Origin of the sequence: Flavobacterium sp., assembly GCF_036405015.1 — a bacterium.
GTDB lineage: Bacteria > Bacteroidota > Bacteroidia > Flavobacteriales > Flavobacteriaceae > Flavobacterium.
In genome coordinates this window covers 1-20204 of sequence record NZ_DASWYK010000206.1, presented here as the reverse complement: position 1 = coordinate 20204, position 20204 = coordinate 1, and the positions used below count along the sequence as shown (strand labels likewise).

15 protein-coding genes and 2 tRNA genes are annotated in these 20204 nt (G+C 35.1%); 2 read left to right on the top strand and 15 right to left on the bottom strand.

All coding sequences use genetic code 11. The annotated features are described in order from the left end of the window. Positions 1-2 precede the first annotated feature (2 nt). The 9 genes from ruvB to VGE71_RS17540 all read right to left on the bottom strand — a co-directional run bounded on the left by ruvB (position 3) and on the right by VGE71_RS17540 (position 12540). Positions 3-1025: a Holliday junction branch migration DNA helicase RuvB gene (gene ruvB / locus VGE71_RS17580; RefSeq protein WP_331139475.1), complete on the bottom strand. Its 1023-nt coding sequence runs from the start codon at positions 1023-1025 to the stop codon at positions 3-5. A gap of 111 nt (positions 1026-1136) precedes the next feature. Continuing rightward, positions 1137-2939, bottom strand: a complete 1803-nt coding sequence (locus tag VGE71_RS17575; protein ID WP_331139474.1) for a cytochrome c oxidase subunit I — start codon at positions 2937-2939, stop codon at positions 1137-1139. Positions 2940-2969: 30 nt separating this feature from the next. Then, positions 2970-4160, bottom strand: coding sequence for a cytochrome c oxidase subunit II (locus VGE71_RS17570; RefSeq protein ID WP_331139473.1), 1191 nt, complete (start codon positions 4158-4160; stop codon positions 2970-2972). A gap of 19 nt (positions 4161-4179) precedes the next feature. After that, entirely contained in the window at positions 4180-5577 is a 1398-nt protein-coding gene (locus tag VGE71_RS17565) for a quinol:cytochrome C oxidoreductase (RefSeq protein WP_331139472.1), read from the bottom strand. A 27-nt stretch (positions 5578-5604) separates the two neighbouring features. Then, the gene (locus tag VGE71_RS17560; protein ID WP_331139471.1) at positions 5605-6150 is read right to left on the bottom strand and encodes a cytochrome c; all 546 of its coding nucleotides are present in this window, start codon (positions 6148-6150) and stop codon (positions 5605-5607) included. A gap of 8 nt (positions 6151-6158) precedes the next feature. Next, a complete protein-coding gene (locus VGE71_RS17555) occupies positions 6159-6683 on the bottom strand; it encodes a DUF3341 domain-containing protein (protein WP_331139470.1) in 525 nt (174 codons plus the stop codon). Beyond that, on the bottom strand, positions 6676-8079 hold the full coding sequence (gene nrfD / locus VGE71_RS17550) for an NrfD/PsrC family molybdoenzyme membrane anchor subunit (RefSeq protein ID WP_109191792.1): 1404 nt from the start codon (positions 8077-8079) through the stop codon (positions 6676-6678). Before nrfD ends, VGE71_RS17555 begins: the two co-directional genes overlap by 8 nt. Before the next feature lie 34 nt (positions 8080-8113). Next, the gene (locus VGE71_RS17545) at positions 8114-11173 is read right to left on the bottom strand and encodes a TAT-variant-translocated molybdopterin oxidoreductase (RefSeq protein WP_331139469.1); all 3060 of its coding nucleotides are present in this window, start codon (positions 11171-11173) and stop codon (positions 8114-8116) included. 32 nt (positions 11174-11205) lie between these two features. Next, positions 11206-12540, bottom strand: a complete 1335-nt coding sequence (locus VGE71_RS17540; RefSeq protein ID WP_331139468.1) for a c-type cytochrome — start codon at positions 12538-12540, stop codon at positions 11206-11208. A gap of 220 nt (positions 12541-12760) precedes the next feature. Between VGE71_RS17540 and VGE71_RS17535 the strand changes: the two genes are divergently transcribed. Next, entirely contained in the window at positions 12761-13150 is a 390-nt protein-coding gene (locus VGE71_RS17535; RefSeq protein ID WP_331139467.1) for an SPOR domain-containing protein, read from the top strand. Between the two features lie 93 nt (positions 13151-13243). Here VGE71_RS17535 and VGE71_RS17530 read toward each other — a convergent pair whose 3' ends face one another. From VGE71_RS17530 to rimP, 4 genes are all read right to left on the bottom strand, one after another. Then, entirely contained in the window at positions 13244-13753 is a 510-nt protein-coding gene (locus VGE71_RS17530; RefSeq protein WP_331139466.1) for a DUF4920 domain-containing protein, read from the bottom strand. 134 nt (positions 13754-13887) lie between these two features. After that, positions 13888-16767 carry a translation initiation factor IF-2 gene (infB, locus tag VGE71_RS17525; RefSeq protein ID WP_331139465.1) on the bottom strand — a complete coding sequence of 960 codons (2880 nt, stop codon included), beginning with the start codon at positions 16765-16767 and terminating at the stop codon, positions 13888-13890. A gap of 59 nt (positions 16768-16826) precedes the next feature. Next, entirely contained in the window at positions 16827-18080 is a 1254-nt protein-coding gene (nusA, locus tag VGE71_RS17520; RefSeq protein ID WP_012023705.1) for a transcription termination factor NusA, read from the bottom strand. 19 nt (positions 18081-18099) lie between these two features. After that, positions 18100-18564, bottom strand: coding sequence for a ribosome assembly cofactor RimP (rimP, locus tag VGE71_RS17515; protein WP_186296591.1), 465 nt, complete (start codon positions 18562-18564; stop codon positions 18100-18102). Positions 18565-18738: 174 nt separating this feature from the next. On the opposite strand from rimP, the gene VGE71_RS17510 reads away from it, so the two are divergent. Further along, the gene (locus VGE71_RS17510; protein ID WP_331139464.1) at positions 18739-19563 is read left to right on the top strand and encodes a universal stress protein; all 825 of its coding nucleotides are present in this window, start codon (positions 18739-18741) and stop codon (positions 19561-19563) included. Between the two features lie 60 nt (positions 19564-19623). Here the strand turns inward: VGE71_RS17510 and VGE71_RS17505 are convergent. Together VGE71_RS17505 and VGE71_RS17500 are read right to left on the bottom strand one after the other, a co-directional pair. Next, positions 19624-19694: transfer RNA gene (locus VGE71_RS17505), tRNA-Gln, on the bottom strand. A gap of 109 nt (positions 19695-19803) precedes the next feature. Then, positions 19804-19874, bottom strand: a tRNA-Gln gene (locus VGE71_RS17500). Positions 19875-20204: the final 330 nt, after the last annotated feature.

The following is a 20204-nucleotide window of genomic DNA, read 5'->3' as shown; positions in this document are numbered from 1 at the left end:
AATTAAAATAAACCTCCCTGTATATTTGTGTTTATTTTTCCTAGATGTTTATATGCTTTCTCAGTCACTTCGCGACCACGAGGTGTACGCATAATAAATCCTTCCTGAATCAGGAAAGGCTCATAAACTTCCTCAATAGTTTCACTACTTTCAGATACAGCAGTTGCTAATGTAGAAAGTCCAACCGGACCTCCCTTAAACTTATTAATAATAGTCAATAAAATTTTATTGTCCATCTCGTCAAGACCGTGAGCATCTACATTTAATGCTTTTAATGCATATTTTGAAATTTCGATATCAATAGTTCCGTTACCTTTTATTTGCGCAAAATCTCTAACTCTACGCAATAGGGCATTTGCAATGCGTGGAGTTCCGCGACTTCTACCTGCTATTTCAATTGCGGCTTCAAGATCAATTGGCATTTTTAATATTCCTGCACTTCTTTCTACGATCGTAGTTAAAAGTTCTGTTGAATAATATTGCAAACGAGAAGAAATTCCGAAACGAGCTCGCATTGGAGCAGTCAATAATCCAGAACGAGTAGTTGCTCCAATTAAAGTAAAAGGATTTAAATTGATTTGAACCGTTCTGGCATTTGGACCAGATTCTATCATAATATCAATTTTGAAATCTTCCATTGCTGAATACAAATATTCTTCAACAACTGGACTTAAACGATGAATCTCGTCTATAAACAAAACATCTCTCTCATCAAGATTAGTTAATAACCCAGCCAAGTCACCAGGTTTATCTAAAACAGGCCCAGAAGTAATTTTAATACCAACTTGCAACTCATTTGCCAGAATATTAGCCAAAGTCGTTTTTCCTAATCCAGGAGGTCCATGAAACAAAGCATGATCAAGCGCTTCGCCACGTTGATTGGCTGCGGCCACAAAAACTTTCAAATTTTCCAAAACTTGGTCCTGGCCGGCAAAATCATCAAATGACAGCGGACGCAATCTTTTTTCAAGATCTAATTCTTCTGAGTTGTATCCTTTAGTAGTAGGATCAAGATTTTCGTTCATCCTACAAAGATATAGAAAGTAATTAGTTTTGTAAAATAGTAAAACTGAAGGTTTACAACTTTAACTAAACAAAAAAAAGACTATCATTTCTGATAGTCTTTTTTAATATTTCTAGTGGTGTAAAACTTCTTCACCTTCTTTCATTGGTACATTTTGAGGAACAAAATCTACATCATGATTTGGGTTACTGTAGTCATACGGCCAACGATATACATGAGGAATTTCTCCTGGCCAGTTTCCATGGATATGCTCTACTGGAGTTGTCCACTCTAATGTTGTAGATTTCCATGGATTTTGAACTGCCTTCTTACCGTAGAAAATACTACTAAAGAAGTTGTATAAGAATACTAATTGGAACGCACCTCCTACAAGAGCAAATGTTGTAATTAAAACATTCACATTTTGTAAATCATCAAATAATGGGAAGTTTGTATTTGTATAGTAACGTCTTGGAAGACCAGCTAATCCAATAAAGTGCATCGGGAAGAAAACTCCATAAGCACAAACTGCAGTAATCCAGAAGTGAATATAACCTAAGTTTTTATTTAACATTCTTCCATACATTTTAGGGAACCAGTGGTAAATACCAGCGAACATTCCATAAAGTGCAGAGATACCCATTACTAGGTGAAAGTGAGCAATTACGAAGTAAGTATCATGAACGTTAATATCTAAAGTACTATCTCCTAAAATAATTCCTGTTAAACCTCCAGTGATGAAAGTAGAAACCATTCCGATAGAGAATAACATTGCAGGGTTAAACTGTAAGTTTCCTTTCCATAAAGTTGTAATCCAGTTGAACGCTTTTACAGCAGATGGGATCGCAATCAATAAAGTTGTAAAAGTAAATACAGATCCTAAGAAAGGATTCATACCTGAAATAAACATGTGGTGACCCCATACAATAGTAGATAAAAATGCAATTGCAAGAACTGACATAATCATCGCTCTATATCCGAAGATTGGTTTACGAGCATTCGTAGCCATAATTTCAGAAACAAGACCCATTGCTGGTAAAATTACGATATAAACCTCAGGGTGACCTAAGAACCAGAATAAGTGCTCAAACAATACTGGAGAACCTCCTTGGTAGTGTAAAACTTCACCTGCAATATAAATATCCGATAAGAAGAATGAAGTACCAAAGCTTCTATCAAAAATTAATAATAAAGCAGCAGATAATAATACTGGGAATGAAATAACACCAATAATAGCTGTTACGAAAAATGTCCAGATTGTAAGTGGAAGTCTAGTCATAGACATTCCTTTAGTTCTCAAGTTAAGAACAGTAACAATGTAATTTAAAGATCCCATCAAAGAAGATGCGATGAAAATAGCCATAGATACTAACCATAAAGTCATACCAGTTCCCGAACCAGGAATTGCTTGTGGTAAAGCACTTAATGGTGGATAGATTGTCCATCCCGCAGAAGCTGGACCAGCTTCAACAAATAATGAACATAACATTACAACAGCTGATAAGAAAAACAACCAGTAAGAAATCATATTCATGAATCCAGAGGCCATATCTCTTGCTCCAATTTGAAGCGGAATAAGTAAGTTACTAAAAGTTCCACTTAAACCGGCTGTCAGTACAAAGAATACCATGATGGTACCGTGAATTGTAACTAAAGCTAAATAAATATCATTTGCCATTACACCATCAGGTGCAAATTTATCTCCTAATAAAACATTAAATATCTTAAAAGACTCTTCTGGCCACGCCAATTGCATTCTGAAAAGCAAGGACATTGCAATACCAATTACTCCCATAACAATACCAGTAATCAAGTATTGTTTAGCAATCATTTTGTGATCAATACTAAAAATATATTTAGTAATGAACGTGTCTTTATGATGATGTTCGTGCTCGTGATCGTGTCCGTGATCGTGATCGTGCGCTTCTGCTGACATATATGTGTACTTTAAATTTTCTAAATAATATTATTTCATTGCAACTTTAGCTACAGCTGCCTTTACTGTATCAACAACAGCTTTCACTGTGTCAACAACTTTAGAAGCACTATCTGTAGTCGGTGCAGCTCCTTCAGCTGGCTTCTCAGCTGCTTTCGCCGCTGCAATATCCTGAGCTAAAGTAGTTTTTTCACTTAACCATTTTTTATAATCTTCTGGAGTATCTACAACAACTTTCATTTGCATGTTGTAGTGTGAAGCTCCACAAATTTTATTACATAATAATAAATAGTCAAATGTATAAGGATCTAAAGCTGTTCCTCCTTTTGCAACTAACTCATTACTTTTTTCAGCTCTAAGTTTATTGATATTCGCAACTTTTTCAACCATGAATGGTAACTCTCTGTATTCTGCAGTAGTGTAAGTTGGAACAAAAGCAAACTCAGTAACCATACCAGGAACACAGTTCATCTGAGCTCTAAAGTGAGGAAAGTAAGCTGAGTGTAATACGTCCTGAGAACGCATTTTAAAGTGAACTTTTTTACCTTTAGGAATATGTAATTCAGAAACTACGATATCATCTTGAGAGTTTTTATCAGACATATCAACACCTAATGTGTTAACACCCTCGATTAAACGTACGTTAGCTTTTCCTAAAACATTATCTTGACCAGCATATCTTGCTGTCCATTTAAATTGTTGAGCGTATAATTCGATTTCGATTACATCTTCATCTTTATCAACAAACATAATGTTATTCCAAGCATATAATCCGTAAAGAATTAAACATGCCAAAACAACAGAAGGAATGATACTCCAAATTGCTTCTAATTTATTACTATCAGCAAAGAATAATGCTTTTTTATCTTTGTTTCCTTTGTATTTAAAAGAAAACCAGTATAATAAACCTTGAGTAATTACTTGAACTGTAAAGATCAAAACCCAAGTAATATTCATTAAATTATCTACTAAACCACCATGCTCAGAAGCAGGAGTATGAAGTGCCAAATTACCCCATTTTAGTAAACCATAAATAGTAAATATATAAATGAAAGCTAAAAAGCCAAACAAAATATATCCCTGAATGTTATTGTCATTATCTGATGCAACCTGAGAATCGTCCGAAGATGCTCCAACCTGAGTAAGATCAAATATCTTCGTCAATTGCCATAATGCAACTGCTAATAAAACTAAAACTATAATTACCAACAAACTTGTCATCTGTTTACTTCTTTAAATATTAATAATGAAAATGTTTACTTTCTTCAATGAAAGGATTTCTTTTTGCAAGCAAAGGAGATTTAGTTAATGCAGTAAATACAACAAATATAAATAAACCTAAGAAGAAAAGAACCGATGCAATTTCAGGAACTCCAATAAACCATTTGTCCCCTACTGTACCAGGCATGATCATATTAAAGAAATCAATGTAGTGACCTAATAATATTACAACACCAGCCATAACAATAACCCAGCTAAGACGTTTGAAATCAGTATTGATTAATATTAATAATGGGAAAACAAAGTTCATAACAACCGCTCCAAAGAAAGGAAGGTTATATAATTGAATTCTTGTTACAAAGTAAGTTACCTCCTCTGGAATGTTAGCATACCAGATCAACATAAATTGAGAGAACCATAAGTATGTCCAGAAAACACTAATACCAAACATGAATTTAGCTAAATCATGAATGTGGCTAGTATTTACATACTCTAAATACCCTTTTGATTTCAAGTAAATAGTTACTAATGCAATAGCTGTTATACCACTTACAAAGAAAGAAGCGAATACATACCAAGCAAACAAAGTACTAAACCAGTGAGGATCAAAAGACATAATCCAGTCCCAAGCCATGATAGACTCAGAAACGATAAAGAATACTAAGAATCCTGCAGAAGCCTTAAAGTTCTTTTTGTAGTAAAGATCATCATTTGCTTCATCTTGTGCTAAACAGTTTTTTCTAGAAAAATGACGGTAGATATTCCATCCTAATAAAAAGATAAAAGCTCTAACAATCCAGAATGGGAAATTTAAATATCCTGATTTCCCAGCAATAATAGCGTCATAATCTGCGTGTTTAGGATCTGTTACACCTTCACCCAACCATACGAAAATGTGATTGAAGTGTAAACCACATAAAACTAGGATTATGAAAAAGATAATTGAACCAGCTGGTAAATAAGCTGTAATACCTTGCATTACTCTAAACAAAACTGGAGACCAACCTGCCTGAGCAACCTGTTGAATAGCATAAAAAGCTAAAACTCCCATAGAAAGCAGTAAAAAGAAAATACAAGCTACATATACTGCAGACCAAGGTTTGTTTTGCAATTGGTGCAATACATGCTTCAAATGTTTTTCGTGCTCATTTGCACCAGAAACTTCAGCATGATCAGCTCCCTTGTGAGAATCATGTGATGCTTCAGCAGCAGCTTCATGATGACCTGCTTCTTTGTGAGATGCCTCCGCTTTCTCTTCATGTGCAGCACCATGAGAACCATGTTCATCTGCAGCTAGTATTTTTTCAACTTCTTGAATATCTTTTGGCGCACTTAAAAAACCATACCCAATTCCTAATATACCAACGGCCATTAAGATGATAGAAAAAGTTTTTAATTTACTTGAAAATGTATACATATCTATTACGATCAGTTTGTTCAACAATTATAATTGGCTTTTTAGTTTCAGAACATAGTCAGCAACTAACCAACGTTCGTGAGCACTTAATTGATTTGCATGTGAACCCATTGCATTTAAACCATAAGTCTCAACATGAAAGATACTTCCTTCAGTGATTTCTCTGTCTTTATAGCTAGGTACTCCAAGAAATTTTTCTCTTTCAACCAATTTACCTTTACCGTTTCCAGTTGCACCATGGCAGCTAATACAGTAAATTTCGAAAAGTTCTTTTCCTTTTCCAGAATTTCTTTCGATAGAATCCAAAGGAGATTTCAAATTAGCTTTAGCCAATTCATAACCAGCAGTTGAATTTTCATACTCATAAGGTTCAAAACCTCTATTAATAGTTCCTGCAACAGGAAGCTGTCCTTCTTTTCCTCCCTTAAATATTTTTGCTTCTGCATAAGGCTCGTAAGCAACAGATTCATACATATTTGGGAAATACTGATAGTTCGGTGCCGAATTATTGTGGCAAGATGAAACTAAAATAGTTATACCAACTAAAAGTGTTATTTTATATATCCTTTTCATAGCTACAATTAATTCTTTTCTATTACTTTAACTTCAACAGCTCCTGTTCCTTCAAAGAAAGAAACCAACTCTGCTTCGTTATCATTTATTGCTACTTCCATTAAGAAGTGATCATCAGTAGTTCTTACATCTGGATTCTCAGCTTCTTTGAATGGCCATAATCTACTTCTCATATAAAAAGTAATAACCATTAAGTGAGCTGCAAAAAATACAGTCATCTCAAACATAATCGGCACAAAAGAAGGCATGTTTTGAATGAAACTAAAACTTGGTTTCCCTCCGATATCTTGCGGCCAATCATGAATCATGATATAACTCATCATAAATGTTGCAACAGAAATACCAACACATCCATAAAGGAACGCACAAATTGCTAATCTTGTTGGTGCTAAGCCCATAGCTTTATCCAATCCGTGAACTGGGAATGGAGTAAAAACCTCTTCAATATGATGATGCGCAGCTCTTGTTTTCTTTACTGCATTCATCAAAATATCATCGTCATTATAAATGGCGTATATTACTTTATTACTCATGATGTGAATCTTTACTGTTTGCTCTTTCTCTAATGTAATTATCTCCTGTTCCTTTCAAAATTGTTTTAACCTCTGCCTGAGCAATTACAGGGAATGTTCTAGAGTATAATAAAAACAATACAAAGAAGAAACCAATCGTTCCAATGAAAATTCCAATATCAACAAATGTTGGTGAGAACATTGTCCAAGAAGATGGAAGGTAATCTCTATGTAAAGAAGTAACAATAATTACAAATCTTTCAAACCACATACCGATGTTTACCACGATCGAAATGATAAATGAAAACATGATACTTGTTCTTAATTTTTTGAACCACATGAACTGAGGAGAGAACACGTTACATGTCATCATTGACCAATATGCCCACCAGTAAGGTCCAGTAGCTCTGTTTAAGAATGCATATTGCTCATATTCTACACCTGAATACCAAGCTACGAATAACTCAGTGATGTAAGCAACACCTACAATAGATCCAGTAATCATGATAATGATGTTCATTAACTCGATATGTTGTAATGTGATATATGCTTCAAGGTTAGAAACTTTTCTCATTACGATCAACAATGTGTTTACCATTGCAAATCCTGAGAATACCGCTCCTGCAACGAAGTAAGGAGGGAAAATTGTTGTATGCCATCCTGGAATTACAGAAGTAGCAAAGTCCATCGATACAATTGTGTGTACAGAAAGTACAAGAGGAGTAGCTAAACCAGCTAATACTAAAGATACTTCTTCAAAACGTTGCCAATCTTTAGCTCTACCGCTCCATCCAAAACTTAGGATAGAATAAACTCTTTTGTTAAATGGAGTAATAGCTCTATCACGAAGCATAGCGAAATCAGGCAATAAACCAGTCCACCAGAATACTAATGATACTGAAAGATACGTTGAAATCGCAAATACGTCCCAAAGTAATGGTGAGTTAAAGTTTACCCAAAGAGATCCAAACTGGTTTGGAATAGGCAATACCCAGTATGCTAACCATGGACGACCCATGTGAATAATTGGGAACAAACCTGCTTGTACTACTGAGAAAATAGTCATGGCTTCCGCAGAACGGTTAATAGCCATTCTCCAACGTTGACGGAAAAGTAATAATACCGCAGAAATTAATGTTCCGGCGTGACCAATACCTACCCACCAAACGAAGTTAGTGATATCCCAAGCCCAACCAACTGTTTTATTTAATCCCCATGTTCCGATACCGGTAGATACGGTGTAAATTATACAACCTAACCCCCAAAGGAAGGCTACTAATGCGATTGTAAATACAATCCACCATTGTTTATTTGCAGGTCCTTCAACAGGCGCTGCCACATCTACAGTTACATCGTGATATGATTTATCACCTATAACTAAAGGTTTTCTAATGGGTGCTTCGTAGTGAGACGACATAATCCTTTATATTGTTTCTTAATTAATAATTTTACTAAGTATTTCTAACTTTTACATGATAGAAAACATTTGGTTTTGTACCCACATGCTCTAATAAGTGGTATGCTCTTTCGCTTTCAGCAAGTTTAGCAACTTCACTTTCTTTATCATTTACATCTCCAAAAACCATAGCTCCAGAAGAACAAGCTGCAGAACAAGCACAAGCATTGTTGAACTCATCTTTTGCTACTACTCTACCTTCACGTTTAGCTTGAAGAATTACTGCTTGAGTACTTTGGATACAGAAAGAACATTTTTCCATAACTCCACGAGAACGAACGTTTACGTCTGGGTTTAATACCATACGACCTAAATCGTCATTCATATGATAATCGAATTCACTGTTTTTGTTGTACAAGAACCAGTTAAAACGACGAACTTTATAAGGACAGTTATTTGCACAATAACGAGTACCAACACATCTGTTATAAGCCATGTGGTTTTGACCTTGACGACCGTGAGAAGTTGCAGCGACAGGACATACTGTTTCACAAGGTGCGTGGTTACAGTGTTGACACATTACTGGCTGGAATGCTACTTGTGGATTATCTCCAGGTTTTTCCATTTCATTGAATGTAGACAATGAACTTGATAAACCAGCAATTCCTTCTTTTCTCTCGTTATCACCTTCAAAAGTATCTTCAGAAGAATAGTATCTATCGATACGTAACCAGTGCATATCACGGCTTCTTCTAACTTCAGCTTTACCTACAACAGGAACGTTGTTTTCAGCGTGACAAGCGATAACGCAAGCTCCACATCCAGTACAAGCATTTAAGTCAATTGAAAGGTTGAAGTGGTGACCAGTTGTACGATCAAACGATTCCCATAAATCTACTGTAGTAGCTTCAACTTCTTGGTGATCTAAAGATACCATTGGTTTTTCATTCCAATGTTCTGCATCTTCAGTATTGAATATTTTTAAAGTAGTTTCTTTAATAATATCACCTCTACCCATTAAAGTTTTCTGTCCTTGAACACAAGCAAACTCATGCTCTCCTCCAGCTTTAACGATAGAAACAGATTGAACTCCATTAAATCCTTTATATAAAGCGTAAGCATTTAAACCTACTTGCATTTCTTCTTTTAGAGAAGCTTTACGTCCATAACCTAAAGCCAAACCTAAAGTTCCAACTGCCTGACCTGGTTGAACGATAACTGGAACATTTTCCAATTTCAATCCATCAGCAATAGTAATAGTAGCATAACTACCATTTAGACCACCGTTTGCAACAATCTCGTTTGACAAACCAAGTTTTTTAGCATCTGCATTAGAAACTGTAACATAGTTATCCCAAGAAACTCTTGTAATTGGATCTGGAAACTCTTGCAACCAAGGGTTGTTTGCATGTTGTCCATCTCCTAATCCTGTTTTAGTGTACAATACTAATTCGTACTCACCAGCAGCTTTAGATTTTGAAACAGCACTTGCAGCAGAAGCAGCATCAATAGCTCCTCCAGATAATACTGTAGATCCTACAACAGCCACACCATCATGTAATACTTTGTTCCAAGAAGATCCTGCAGTAAATACTCCAGAATTTGCTTTTAAATAATCATAAAAAGTACCTGCAGTACCATTTAATGACAATAAAACATCTTGAAATTGTTTTGTATTAAAGATTGGGCGAATTGTTGGCTGTGTTAAACTGTAAGTTCCGCTTGTAATTTCAACATCACCCCAAGATTCTAGGTAATGAGGAGCCGCAGCAGCAACATTTACAATCGATGCAGTTTCATCTTCTTTTAATGAAAAAGCAACAGAGGTTTTAACTTTTTTCAATCCAGATACAAAAGCTTCAGAATCAGCTAATGTATATGCTGGGTTAACTCCACTCATAATTAAAGTATGAACACTTCCTGCATTCAAATCTTTAATCAACTGTGCAACAACAGCATTAGAGCCCTTTCTAATTTGTCTTGCTCCAGCAGTACTAAAAGCTTCACTAGCTAATACTTGATTGATAGCTAAAACTAATAATTGAGCATTTTTATCTTCAATTCCAGATACTAAAACTCCTTTTGATCCAGCAGCTTTAAGCTGTTGTGCAGCTTTTACTACTTCAGCTTTAACATTTGCATCTAAAGCTACAGGAACAGAAGCACCTGCAATAGTGTTATAAATTTGAACTAAAGCTTGTTTTTGAACCGCTGTAGTCATCGGAACACGCTTATCAGCAGCAGCTCCAGATAATGTCATATTAGATTCAAACTGGAAGTGACGAGACATTTTTCCATTTTGAGGAATACGTCCTTTTGCATACCCAGAATCATATCCTCCACCTTGCCAGTCTCCTAAGAAATCAGCACCAACAGATACAATTAAAGAAGCTTTTGAGAAATCATAATCAACCAAAGCTCTTTGACCATATACAGATTCGAAAGCATCTAAAGCTTCAGATGAAGAAACCGCATCGTATACAACGTGTTTAGCATTTGGATTTTTAGCAATAAACTCAGCGATTAATTTCTCTGTAGTTGGACTTGCTAAAGTATTAGTTAACAATACAACTTGACCTCCTTTAGCTTTTGCATCAGCTAAACTTGATTTGATTTTTAAATCAACTGCAGACCAAGTAGAATCTTTACCATCTACTTTTGGCTCTTTCAAACGACCACTATCATATAACCCCAAGATTGAAGCATGAATTCTAGCGTTCGCAGCAAATTTAGCACCTGCAATTGTATTGTTTTCAATTTTAATTGGACGACCCTCACGAGTTTTAACCAAAAGATTTGCAAAATCAAAACCATCAAATACGGTAGTTGCATAATAATCTGCAACACCAGGAATGATTTGCTCTGGTTGTAATACATAAGGGATAGACTTGTGAACAGGACCTTCGCAAGCAGCTAATGTAACAGCCGCAGTACTAAACCCAACGTACTTTAAAAAGTCACGACGTGAAGTCCCAGATGTAGATAAAGCATCAGCATTACCTAAAAACTCATCAGTAGGAATTTCTTCAACAAACTCGTTATTTCTAAGCGCCTCAACAATAGAGCTATTTTCTAGCTCTTCAACACTTTTCCAGTATTTTTTGTTTGATGACATTGTATATATATATTAAAATCTTAATAAATCGATTAATAGTGGCATTTACCGCATTCTAAACCTCCCATTTGCGCTGCAGTTAATTTCTCTACACCGTATTTTTTAGAAAGTTCAGCATGAATCTTATCATAGTAAGCATTACCTTCCATCTTAACATCAGTTTTTCTATGGCAATCAACACACCATCCCATTGTTAATTTAGAGTATTGCTTCATGATTTCGAATTCTTGCACTGGACCGTGACAAGTTTGACATTCAATACCTGCAACAGAAACGTGTTGAGAGTGATTGAAGTAAACAAAATCAGGAAGATTATGAATACGAACCCATTTTACAGGCTGTGTTTTTCCAGTATAAGCTTGTTTAGTCTTATCCCATCCAACAGCATCATATAATTTTTGAATTTGCGCATCGTAGAAAGCTTTACTGTACTCAGGAGTAGCAGTTGTTTCAGCAACCTCAGAAATATTTTTATGACAGTTCATACAAACATTTAAAGAAGGAATACCAGCTGTTTTACTTACACGAGCAGCAGAGTGACAATATTTACAATTGATTTCGTTGTCACCAGCGTGAATTTTGTGAGAGTAGTGAATTGGCTGAATTGGCTCGTAATTCTGATCTACACCTACTTGCATTAAGTAACCGTAAACAAAATAACCACTTGCCAAAAGCAAAAAGATTGCAGTTACCAAAACCAAGAATTGATTCTGCACAAAAGCTTTCCAAATTGGAGTTCTAGCTTCTTTTGGAGCAACTTCAATACCGTTTTTATTTGCCACTTTAGTCAATACTTTGTTCACCATGAACAACATCACAACCAAGATAGCCATTACAAGAGCAAGAGCTCCTAAAATAATATTATTTGAAATTCCGCCAGCCTCAACATTTGTTCCTGGAGGAGTTGCTGCACCACCAGCTGCAGCCGCAGGTTCAGCTTTAGGCTGAGAAGTATAAGCTATGATATTATCAATATCACCTTCAGATAACTGAGGAAAAGAAGTCATCACTGCTTTATTATTTTCCTCGAAAAGTTTAACAGCAACAGGATCACCTGACTTAATCATGTCAGAACTGTTATGCACCCACTTGTAAATCCAAGCCATATCATGCTTATCTGCAACTCCCCTTAAAGCAGGACCAGTTGATTTAGCATCTAATTTGTGACATGCAGCGCAATTTGCATTAAAAAGTTCCTTCCCTTTTACTGGATCACCGCCTCCCGCAGCTGGAGCAGCAGCCGCAGCTTCAGGCGCCGCCGGAGCAGCAGCATCTTGAGCAAATGAAGTTAGGGAGAAAATTAACGTCAGCGATAAGCCAAACAGCAATTTTCTTGAGATCGAATTATGGTTACCCACCTTTTTCATATAGTATAAATAATTGTCTACTAATTTTTGGTATGATTTTTTCTGCACTAAATTCAGGAAAAACACACACCCTCTTTTAAAACTTGCACAAAAATACGACTTATGAACTATTCTCAAAACCTTAAAATACTCTTAAATATCAATTTATATCAATTCTAAATAATATTAAAATTTTACACTCAAACTTTAAATAGTATTTTTGCATAAAAACCATCACATTATGAGAATTTTAAGTCCTTCAAAAAATTTGTTATTAACAATTACAACGATTGCTTTCGCACACAATATTAACGCACAAGACCAAAATTTAACATTAAGCCAAGACAGTAAATTTGAGCAACTACTAAACGAGAAACGTAAAATTAACACGTCAATAAATACAAACGATACTTATAGAATTCAAATCTTTAGCGGAAAAAGCGATGATGCAAAAAAAACGCTTTCAGATTTCAAACGAGAAAATCCCAGTATAGACGGAACGATTATCTTTAGTACACCAAATTACAAAGTAATAGTCGGTAATTTCAAAACTAGAATAGAAGCAGAGAGAAATCTGGCAGAAATTAGAAGCAGATATAAAAGCGTTTTCTTACTAAAACCCGGAAAATAAATTTTAAAAAACAAAAAAAGCGAGATCAACATCTCGCTTTTTTATTTTAAATGTTTTAAAGATTATCAAAAGAACTAAATCTTACCCACAATCCTAGTTCACAACCTTAATTCCGCTAGCTAAAAACCTTATTTCCTCTTTCGGAAGCTTTATCGCATCTATCTCGGCTTTTGTCTTTTTAGCGTCTTTTGCGTAATGTTTCAATTCTTCAACTGATGTCACTTTTCTTTCAGCAAAACCCTCCAAAATAACATTTTTTCCTTTAGCCGCAGTAGGCACAAAAAACGCATAATCCTTCATTTTCACAAAAAAAGAAGAACCATCTTCTGTTTTAATACTAACCCAACATCCTCTTTTAGGACAAACTCCAGTTACTTCTCCCTTTACAACAACATTCTCTATCTTTTTGCTAGTTTTCAAACTCTCTTCTAATTTACTAACTGAAATTGCATTATTTATAGAAGCGCTCGACACATCTGCTCCATAATAATCACCAACTAAAGCATTACCTGATGGAGGTGCCGGTTTCTCAACATCTTCCTGCGAAAAACAAAAAGAAGAAAAACTCAAAAACAAAATGGCAGTATATACTCTTAATTTCATATCTATTATTTTTTATTTAAACCAAAAATACCATTAATATTTGAAATCAATCATCACAAAAAACACAAAAGCAATTTGTCAGAACAAAAAAAGTCCCGACATGAGTCGGGACTTTTCAATATAATTACTGAATATTATTTCAATTTCTTTTTGATTGCTACTTCGTGGTAAGCCTCAATAACATCGTTAATTTCGATATCATTAAATCCTTTAATTTGGATACCACAATCGTAACCCTTAGTCACCTCTTTAACATCATCTTTGAAACGTTTTAAAGCAACTAATTCACCTGTATGAACTACAACTCCATCTCTAATAACTCTAATCTTAGAAGTTCTCAAGATTTTACCATCTGTTACCATACAACCAGCAATTGAACCCACTTTAGAAATTTTGAAGATCTCACGAATTTCAGCATTTCCTAAAACTTCTTCTTTCATTTCTGGCGCTAACATTCCTTCCATCGCATCTTTCAAGTCATCGATAGCAGCGTAAATGATAGAATAGTAACGGATATCAATTTCTTCTTTATCCGCAAGCTGTCTTGCGTTTCCAGCAGGACGAACATTAAATCCGATAATGATCGCATCTGATGCAGAAGCCAAGTTAACATCAGTTTCTGTGATCGCACCAACTCCTTTATGAATAATATTGATTTGAACTTCTTCTGTAGAAAGTTTAGAGAACGAATCAGAAAGTGCTTCTACAGATCCATCCACGTCTCCTTTAAGGATTACATTTAATTCTTTAAACTGACCAAGAGCAATACGACGACCAATCTCATCAAGTGTAATGTGTCTTTGTGTACGTACTGACTGTTCACGCATTAATTGAGAACGTTTAGACGCGATTTGTTTCGCCTCTTTTTCATCTTCAAAAACATTGAACTTATCACCCGCTGTTGCCGCACCATCCAAACCTAAAACAGATACTGGAGTCGAAGGACCTGCAGCTAAAATTGTATGCCCTCTTTCATCATGCATTGCTTTCACTTTTCCATGATGTTTTCCAGCCAGCATATAATCTCCAATTTTTAAAGTTCCAGCTTGAACTAAAATTGTAGAAACATATCCTTTTCCTTTATCTAAATAAGCCTCAACAACAGTTCCTTGGGCCGCTTTATTTGGATTAGATTTTAAATCTAAAATCTCTGCTTCTAATAATACTTTTTCAAGTAATTCTTTCACACCTAAACCTGTTTTCGCAGAAATATCGTGTGATTGAATTTTACCACCCCAATCCTCAACAAGTAAATTCATACCTGCCAATCTTTCTTTAATCTTATCAGGGTTAGCATTTGGCTTATCCACTTTATTAATTGCAAAAATAATTGGAACACCTGCTGCTTGAGCATGACTAATCGCCTCTTTCGTTTGTGGCATGATATCATCATCGGCAGCAATTACAATAATTGCAATATCCGTAACCTGAGCTCCACGTGCACGCATCGCGGTAAACGCCTCGTGACCCGGAGTATCTAAGAATGCAATTTTTTGTCCGTTATCTAAAGTAACCCCGTATGCTCCAATGTGCTGTGTAATACCTCCTGACTCACCTGCAATAACATTTTCTTTACGAATATAATCCAGTAAAGATGTTTTACCGTGGTCAACGTGACCCATTACCGTCACAATTGGCGCTCTTGTTACTAAATCTTCTTCTTTATCTTCTACAACTTCAATCGCTTCTTCGATATCTACTGTAATAAATTCAACATCGTAACCAAACTCATCAGCAACGATAGTTAACGTCTCAGCATCTAAACGCTGATTCATAGTTACCATGATTCCAAGAGACATACAAGTTCCAATTACTTTAGTAATCGGCACATCCATCATGATTGCAATTTCACCAACTGTAACGAATTCTGTAACTTTAATAGTTTTACTTCCTTCGTCAAGCGCTCTTTGCTCATCATCAGATTTCTGACGGTGCGTTTCTCTTTTATCTCTTCTATATTTTGCCGCTTTAGATTTACCTCCTTTACCTTGAAGTTTTTCAAGAGTTTCCCTAATTTGGTTTTTTACTTCTTCTTCTGTTGGCTCAACTTTAGCCACAATTGCAGGACGATTTCCTTTTACGAAACCAGGTCTTTGACTTCTGTTTGCATTAAACCCTCCTCCATTGTTATTATTTGGAGTAATCTTATTAGGATTTGGTGTTCCAGGCGCATTATTTCCTGTAGCAGGTTTTTGCGCACCAGGAGTTCCAGGTTTTGGAGCAATTCTTTTACGCTTATTTTTGTTTGCGTTATTATTATTACCAACCCCAGGAGTACCAGGTTTATTTTGAGCCGCTTTAGGATCTTCTTTCTTTTTCTTAGGTTTATTAAATTGAGATAAATCAATTGTTTGCCCCGTAAGAGTAGTTCCCGAAAGCTTTTGATACTGAGTTGTAATAGTCTCTTCTGAAGTTGTCGGATCAGTTGACACAATAGGATCTTGAGCAACTTTAGATTCTGCCTTAACCTCTTTTTTCTCAGTAATAATAGGTTCGTCCTTTTTTGTTTCTGAAACTGGCTGCGCGACAACTGGCTCAGCTTTTACTGTTTCATTTTGAACAGGTTTTTCTGCCTGCACTGGTGCAGTAACAACTTTTGGTTCTTCAACTTTAGCTGTTTCTTCAGAAGGAGTAACGGCAGGTTTTTTCGGATTCAAGTCGATTTTACCAACCTGTACAGGTCCAGAAACAACAGCTCTCGCTTTAATTATTTCCTGCTGTTTTTGACGCTCTTCTTCTTGTCTGCGTTTGTCTTCAATCTCTTTCTCACGCTCTACACGTAATGCCTCTTTTTCTTTTCTTTTCTCTTCTCCAACCTCTTTAGAAGCCTCCTTATTCCCCTTGTCGCCCGCAAATTGGCTTTGAAGGATATTAAACTCGCTATCAGAAATTTTTGCATTTGGATTTGCATCAATAGCAATTCCTTTATCTTTTAGATAATCTACAGCTCTTTCTAACGAAATATTTAATTCCCTTAAAACCTTGTTTATTCTTATTACTCTCTCTTCAGACATATAACCTTTTTATTATTACCTTTTTCGTTGTGTTGTTAGAGCAGACATTCAGCTATCGCTTAACTATCAAACTCTTCTTTTAGTATCTTCATAACATCTAGAATCGTTTCCTCTTCCAAATCTGTTCTTCTTACTAAATCTTCTACGTCGTGTTTCAAGATACTTTTTGCAGTATCCAAACCTATTTTAGCAAATTCTTCAATTACCCATTCTTCGATTTCATCTGAAAACTCTGTTAATTCAACATCATCCTCATCTGCAACAGTTCCAGCAACATCTCCTTCACGAATTACATCTAATTCGTAACCTGTCAATTGACCAGCCAATTTAATGTTGTGACCACCTCTACCAATTGCTTTAGAAACCTCTTCTAATTTCAAAAACACTTCAGCTCTTTTGCTTTCTTCATCAATTTTAATTGAAGAAACTTTCGCAGGGCTTAAAGCTCTTGTGATAAATAATTGAATATTATTTGTATAATTGATTACATCAATATTTTCATTTCCAAGTTCACGAACAATTCCGTGAATACGAGAACCTTTCATTCCAACGCAAGCTCCTACTGGATCAATTCTGTCATCATAAGAATCTACCGCAACTTTTGCTTTTTCACCCGGAATACGAACTACATTTTTAACCGTAATTAATCCGTCGAAAACTTCTGGAATTTCTTGTTCAAATAATTTTTCTAAGAACTTTTCTGAAGTTCTAGACATAATAATTTGAGGTTTATTTCCTTTTAATTCAACGCTTTCAATAATCCCACGAACGTTATCTCCTTTACGGAAAAAGTCAGATGGAATTTGTTTTTCTTTTGGAAGTACAATTTCATTTCCTTCATCATCAACCAAGATTACAACTCTTGGACGCACGTGATGCACTTCTGCTGTATAAATATCACCGATAATATCTTTAAACTGTTTGTAAAGATTTGTATTATCGTGTTCGTGAATTTTAGATATTAAGTTTTGACGAAGTGCCAAAATAGCTCTTCTTCCTAAATCAATTAATTTTACTTCTTCAGAAACCTCTTCTCCAATTTCAAAATCCGCTTCGATCATTCTTGCTTCCGTCAAGGTAATTTCTTCGTTTTCAAAATCAAGATCCTCATCAGCAACGATCACTCTTCTTCTCCATATCTCCATATCTCCTTTATCAGGATTTATAATAATATCGAAGTTATCATCAGATCCGTATTTTTTCTTCAATGCATTTCTAAACACATCCTCTAAAATTGCCATAAGCGTTACACGATCAATAAGTTTATTATCTTTAAACTCTGAGAATGAATCGATTAATGCTAAATTTTCCATGCGAATTCTTTAATTAAAATTAAAATGTTACCGTAACAACTGCCTCTTTAATTTCTGTATAAGGTATTTGTTGCTCTTTTTGAACTGTTTCTTTTCCTTTTCCTACTTTTTTCGGTTCTCTTGCTTTCCAAGACAAAATTATAAAAACATCGTTAGCTTCTATCAATTCTGCTTCGATTTTTTCGGTATTTGTAGTAACAATCAGCGTTCTACCAATATTTTTCTTGTATTGTCTTATCAATTTTAAAGGCGACCCTACTCCAACAGACGCTACTTCTAATGAAAAATCTTGCTCTTCTCGATCCAGATTATTCTCAATTGCACGACTTATATCGATACAATCTTGCAGCGCTACTCCATTATCCCCGTCTAAACCAACGCTAATTTTGAAAGAATCTGAAACAGCCAAATCAATCAAAAAGATTGATGGTTTTTCCAGAAGAGCTTCCTCAATTAATCCGTTTACTTTTTCTTTGAATGTCATAATTTTATAAAAAGAGGGGACACTTAGTCCCCTCATTATTTAGATTTTATTAAATAACTGTGCAAATATAGTGTTTTTTTTATAAATCAAATAAATTGATTGCTCTAAAAATATTTCTTATCTTTATAAGTGCATTCAAAAACTGAATTATTCATACTATTAACCCTCAAAATCATGAAACGAATTTTAGTACCTACAGATTTTTCAGAACATGCAGAAGATGCTTTAAAAGTCGCTGCTCAAATCGCAAAAAAAAACAACTCCGAAATCATCATTTTACACATGCTAGAATTGCCGCACCAAACAAATGATGCGATTTTAGGAGGAGTAAGCATCCCTGAAAGCATGCTTTTTATGAAAAAAGCAAACGAAATGTTGGATCAGGTTTCCGAAAAACCTTATTTAGACGGAATCGAGGTAACTGAAATTGTAAAAATGGATAAACCCATACACGGCATCACCCAAATAAGCAAAGAACACAATATTGATTTAATCGTAATGGGATCTCATGGATCTTCTGGCGTTGAGGAATTATTTATCGGCTCTAACACAGAAAAGGTAGTTCGAAATTCTGACATACCTGTTTTAGTTATCAAAAAAGACATTTCGGATTTCAACGCTGCTAACATTGTTTTCGCATCCGATTTCTCGGAAGAAGCCAAAAAGCCTTTCGAAAAACTTTTAAATTTCACCAAAATATTCGATTCAAAAATACACTTTGTCAATATTTGCACACCAAACAGCTTCAAACCAACACATGTTGCAGAAAAAGCTATTAACGAATTTGTAGATCAATTCAACATCAGCAATTACACTACCCAAACTTACAATGACACCAACATCGAAAAAGGAATAATTAATTTTTCAAACAGAATAAACGCTGATATAATTGGAATGTGTACACACGGAAGAACTGGTTTTGCCCACTTTTTTAACGGAAGCATTAGCGAAGGATTAGTCAATCACGCTGTTAGACCGGTTATCACTTTAAAAGTTTAAAAATCTAAAACCCAAAAATATCACCATAAAAAAAGCCTCTCATTTCTGAGAGGCTTTCTGTTGGTCTACTAGGACTCGAACCTAGAAAGACGGCACCAAAAACCGTAGTGTTACCATTACACCATAGACCAGCAGTGCGGTTAAGCGGGTGCAAAATTAAAACTTTATTTAGTATATGCAAGTTTTAATTAAAACTTTTTTCATAAAAAAAAGTCTCTCATTTCTGAGAGACTTTTTATGTTGGTCTACTAGGACTCGAACCTAGAAAGACGGCACCAAAAACCGTAGTGTTACCATTACACCATAGACCAGCAGTGCGATTAGCGAGTGCAAATTTAGGGCTTTATTTAGTTTGTGCAAACTTTTTAACTAAAAAAAAACATTTTTTTAGTTTTTTTTCACTTTGAAATTCAACAACACAACAGAAAGTCCTCACAAACAACAAATTACTTTTCAGGGATAGTTTTATAGAATTTTTTGTTAATGACCTATTCTTTACGTAAAAAAACATTTTCTTTGTAGGATAGAAAACTTTCAAATTTTTAACACCTAAATATGGCACAATTCAATTTCAATAAATGGAATACAATTATTGGTTGGTTTGCATTTGCAATCGCTTTAATTACTTACACATTAACAGT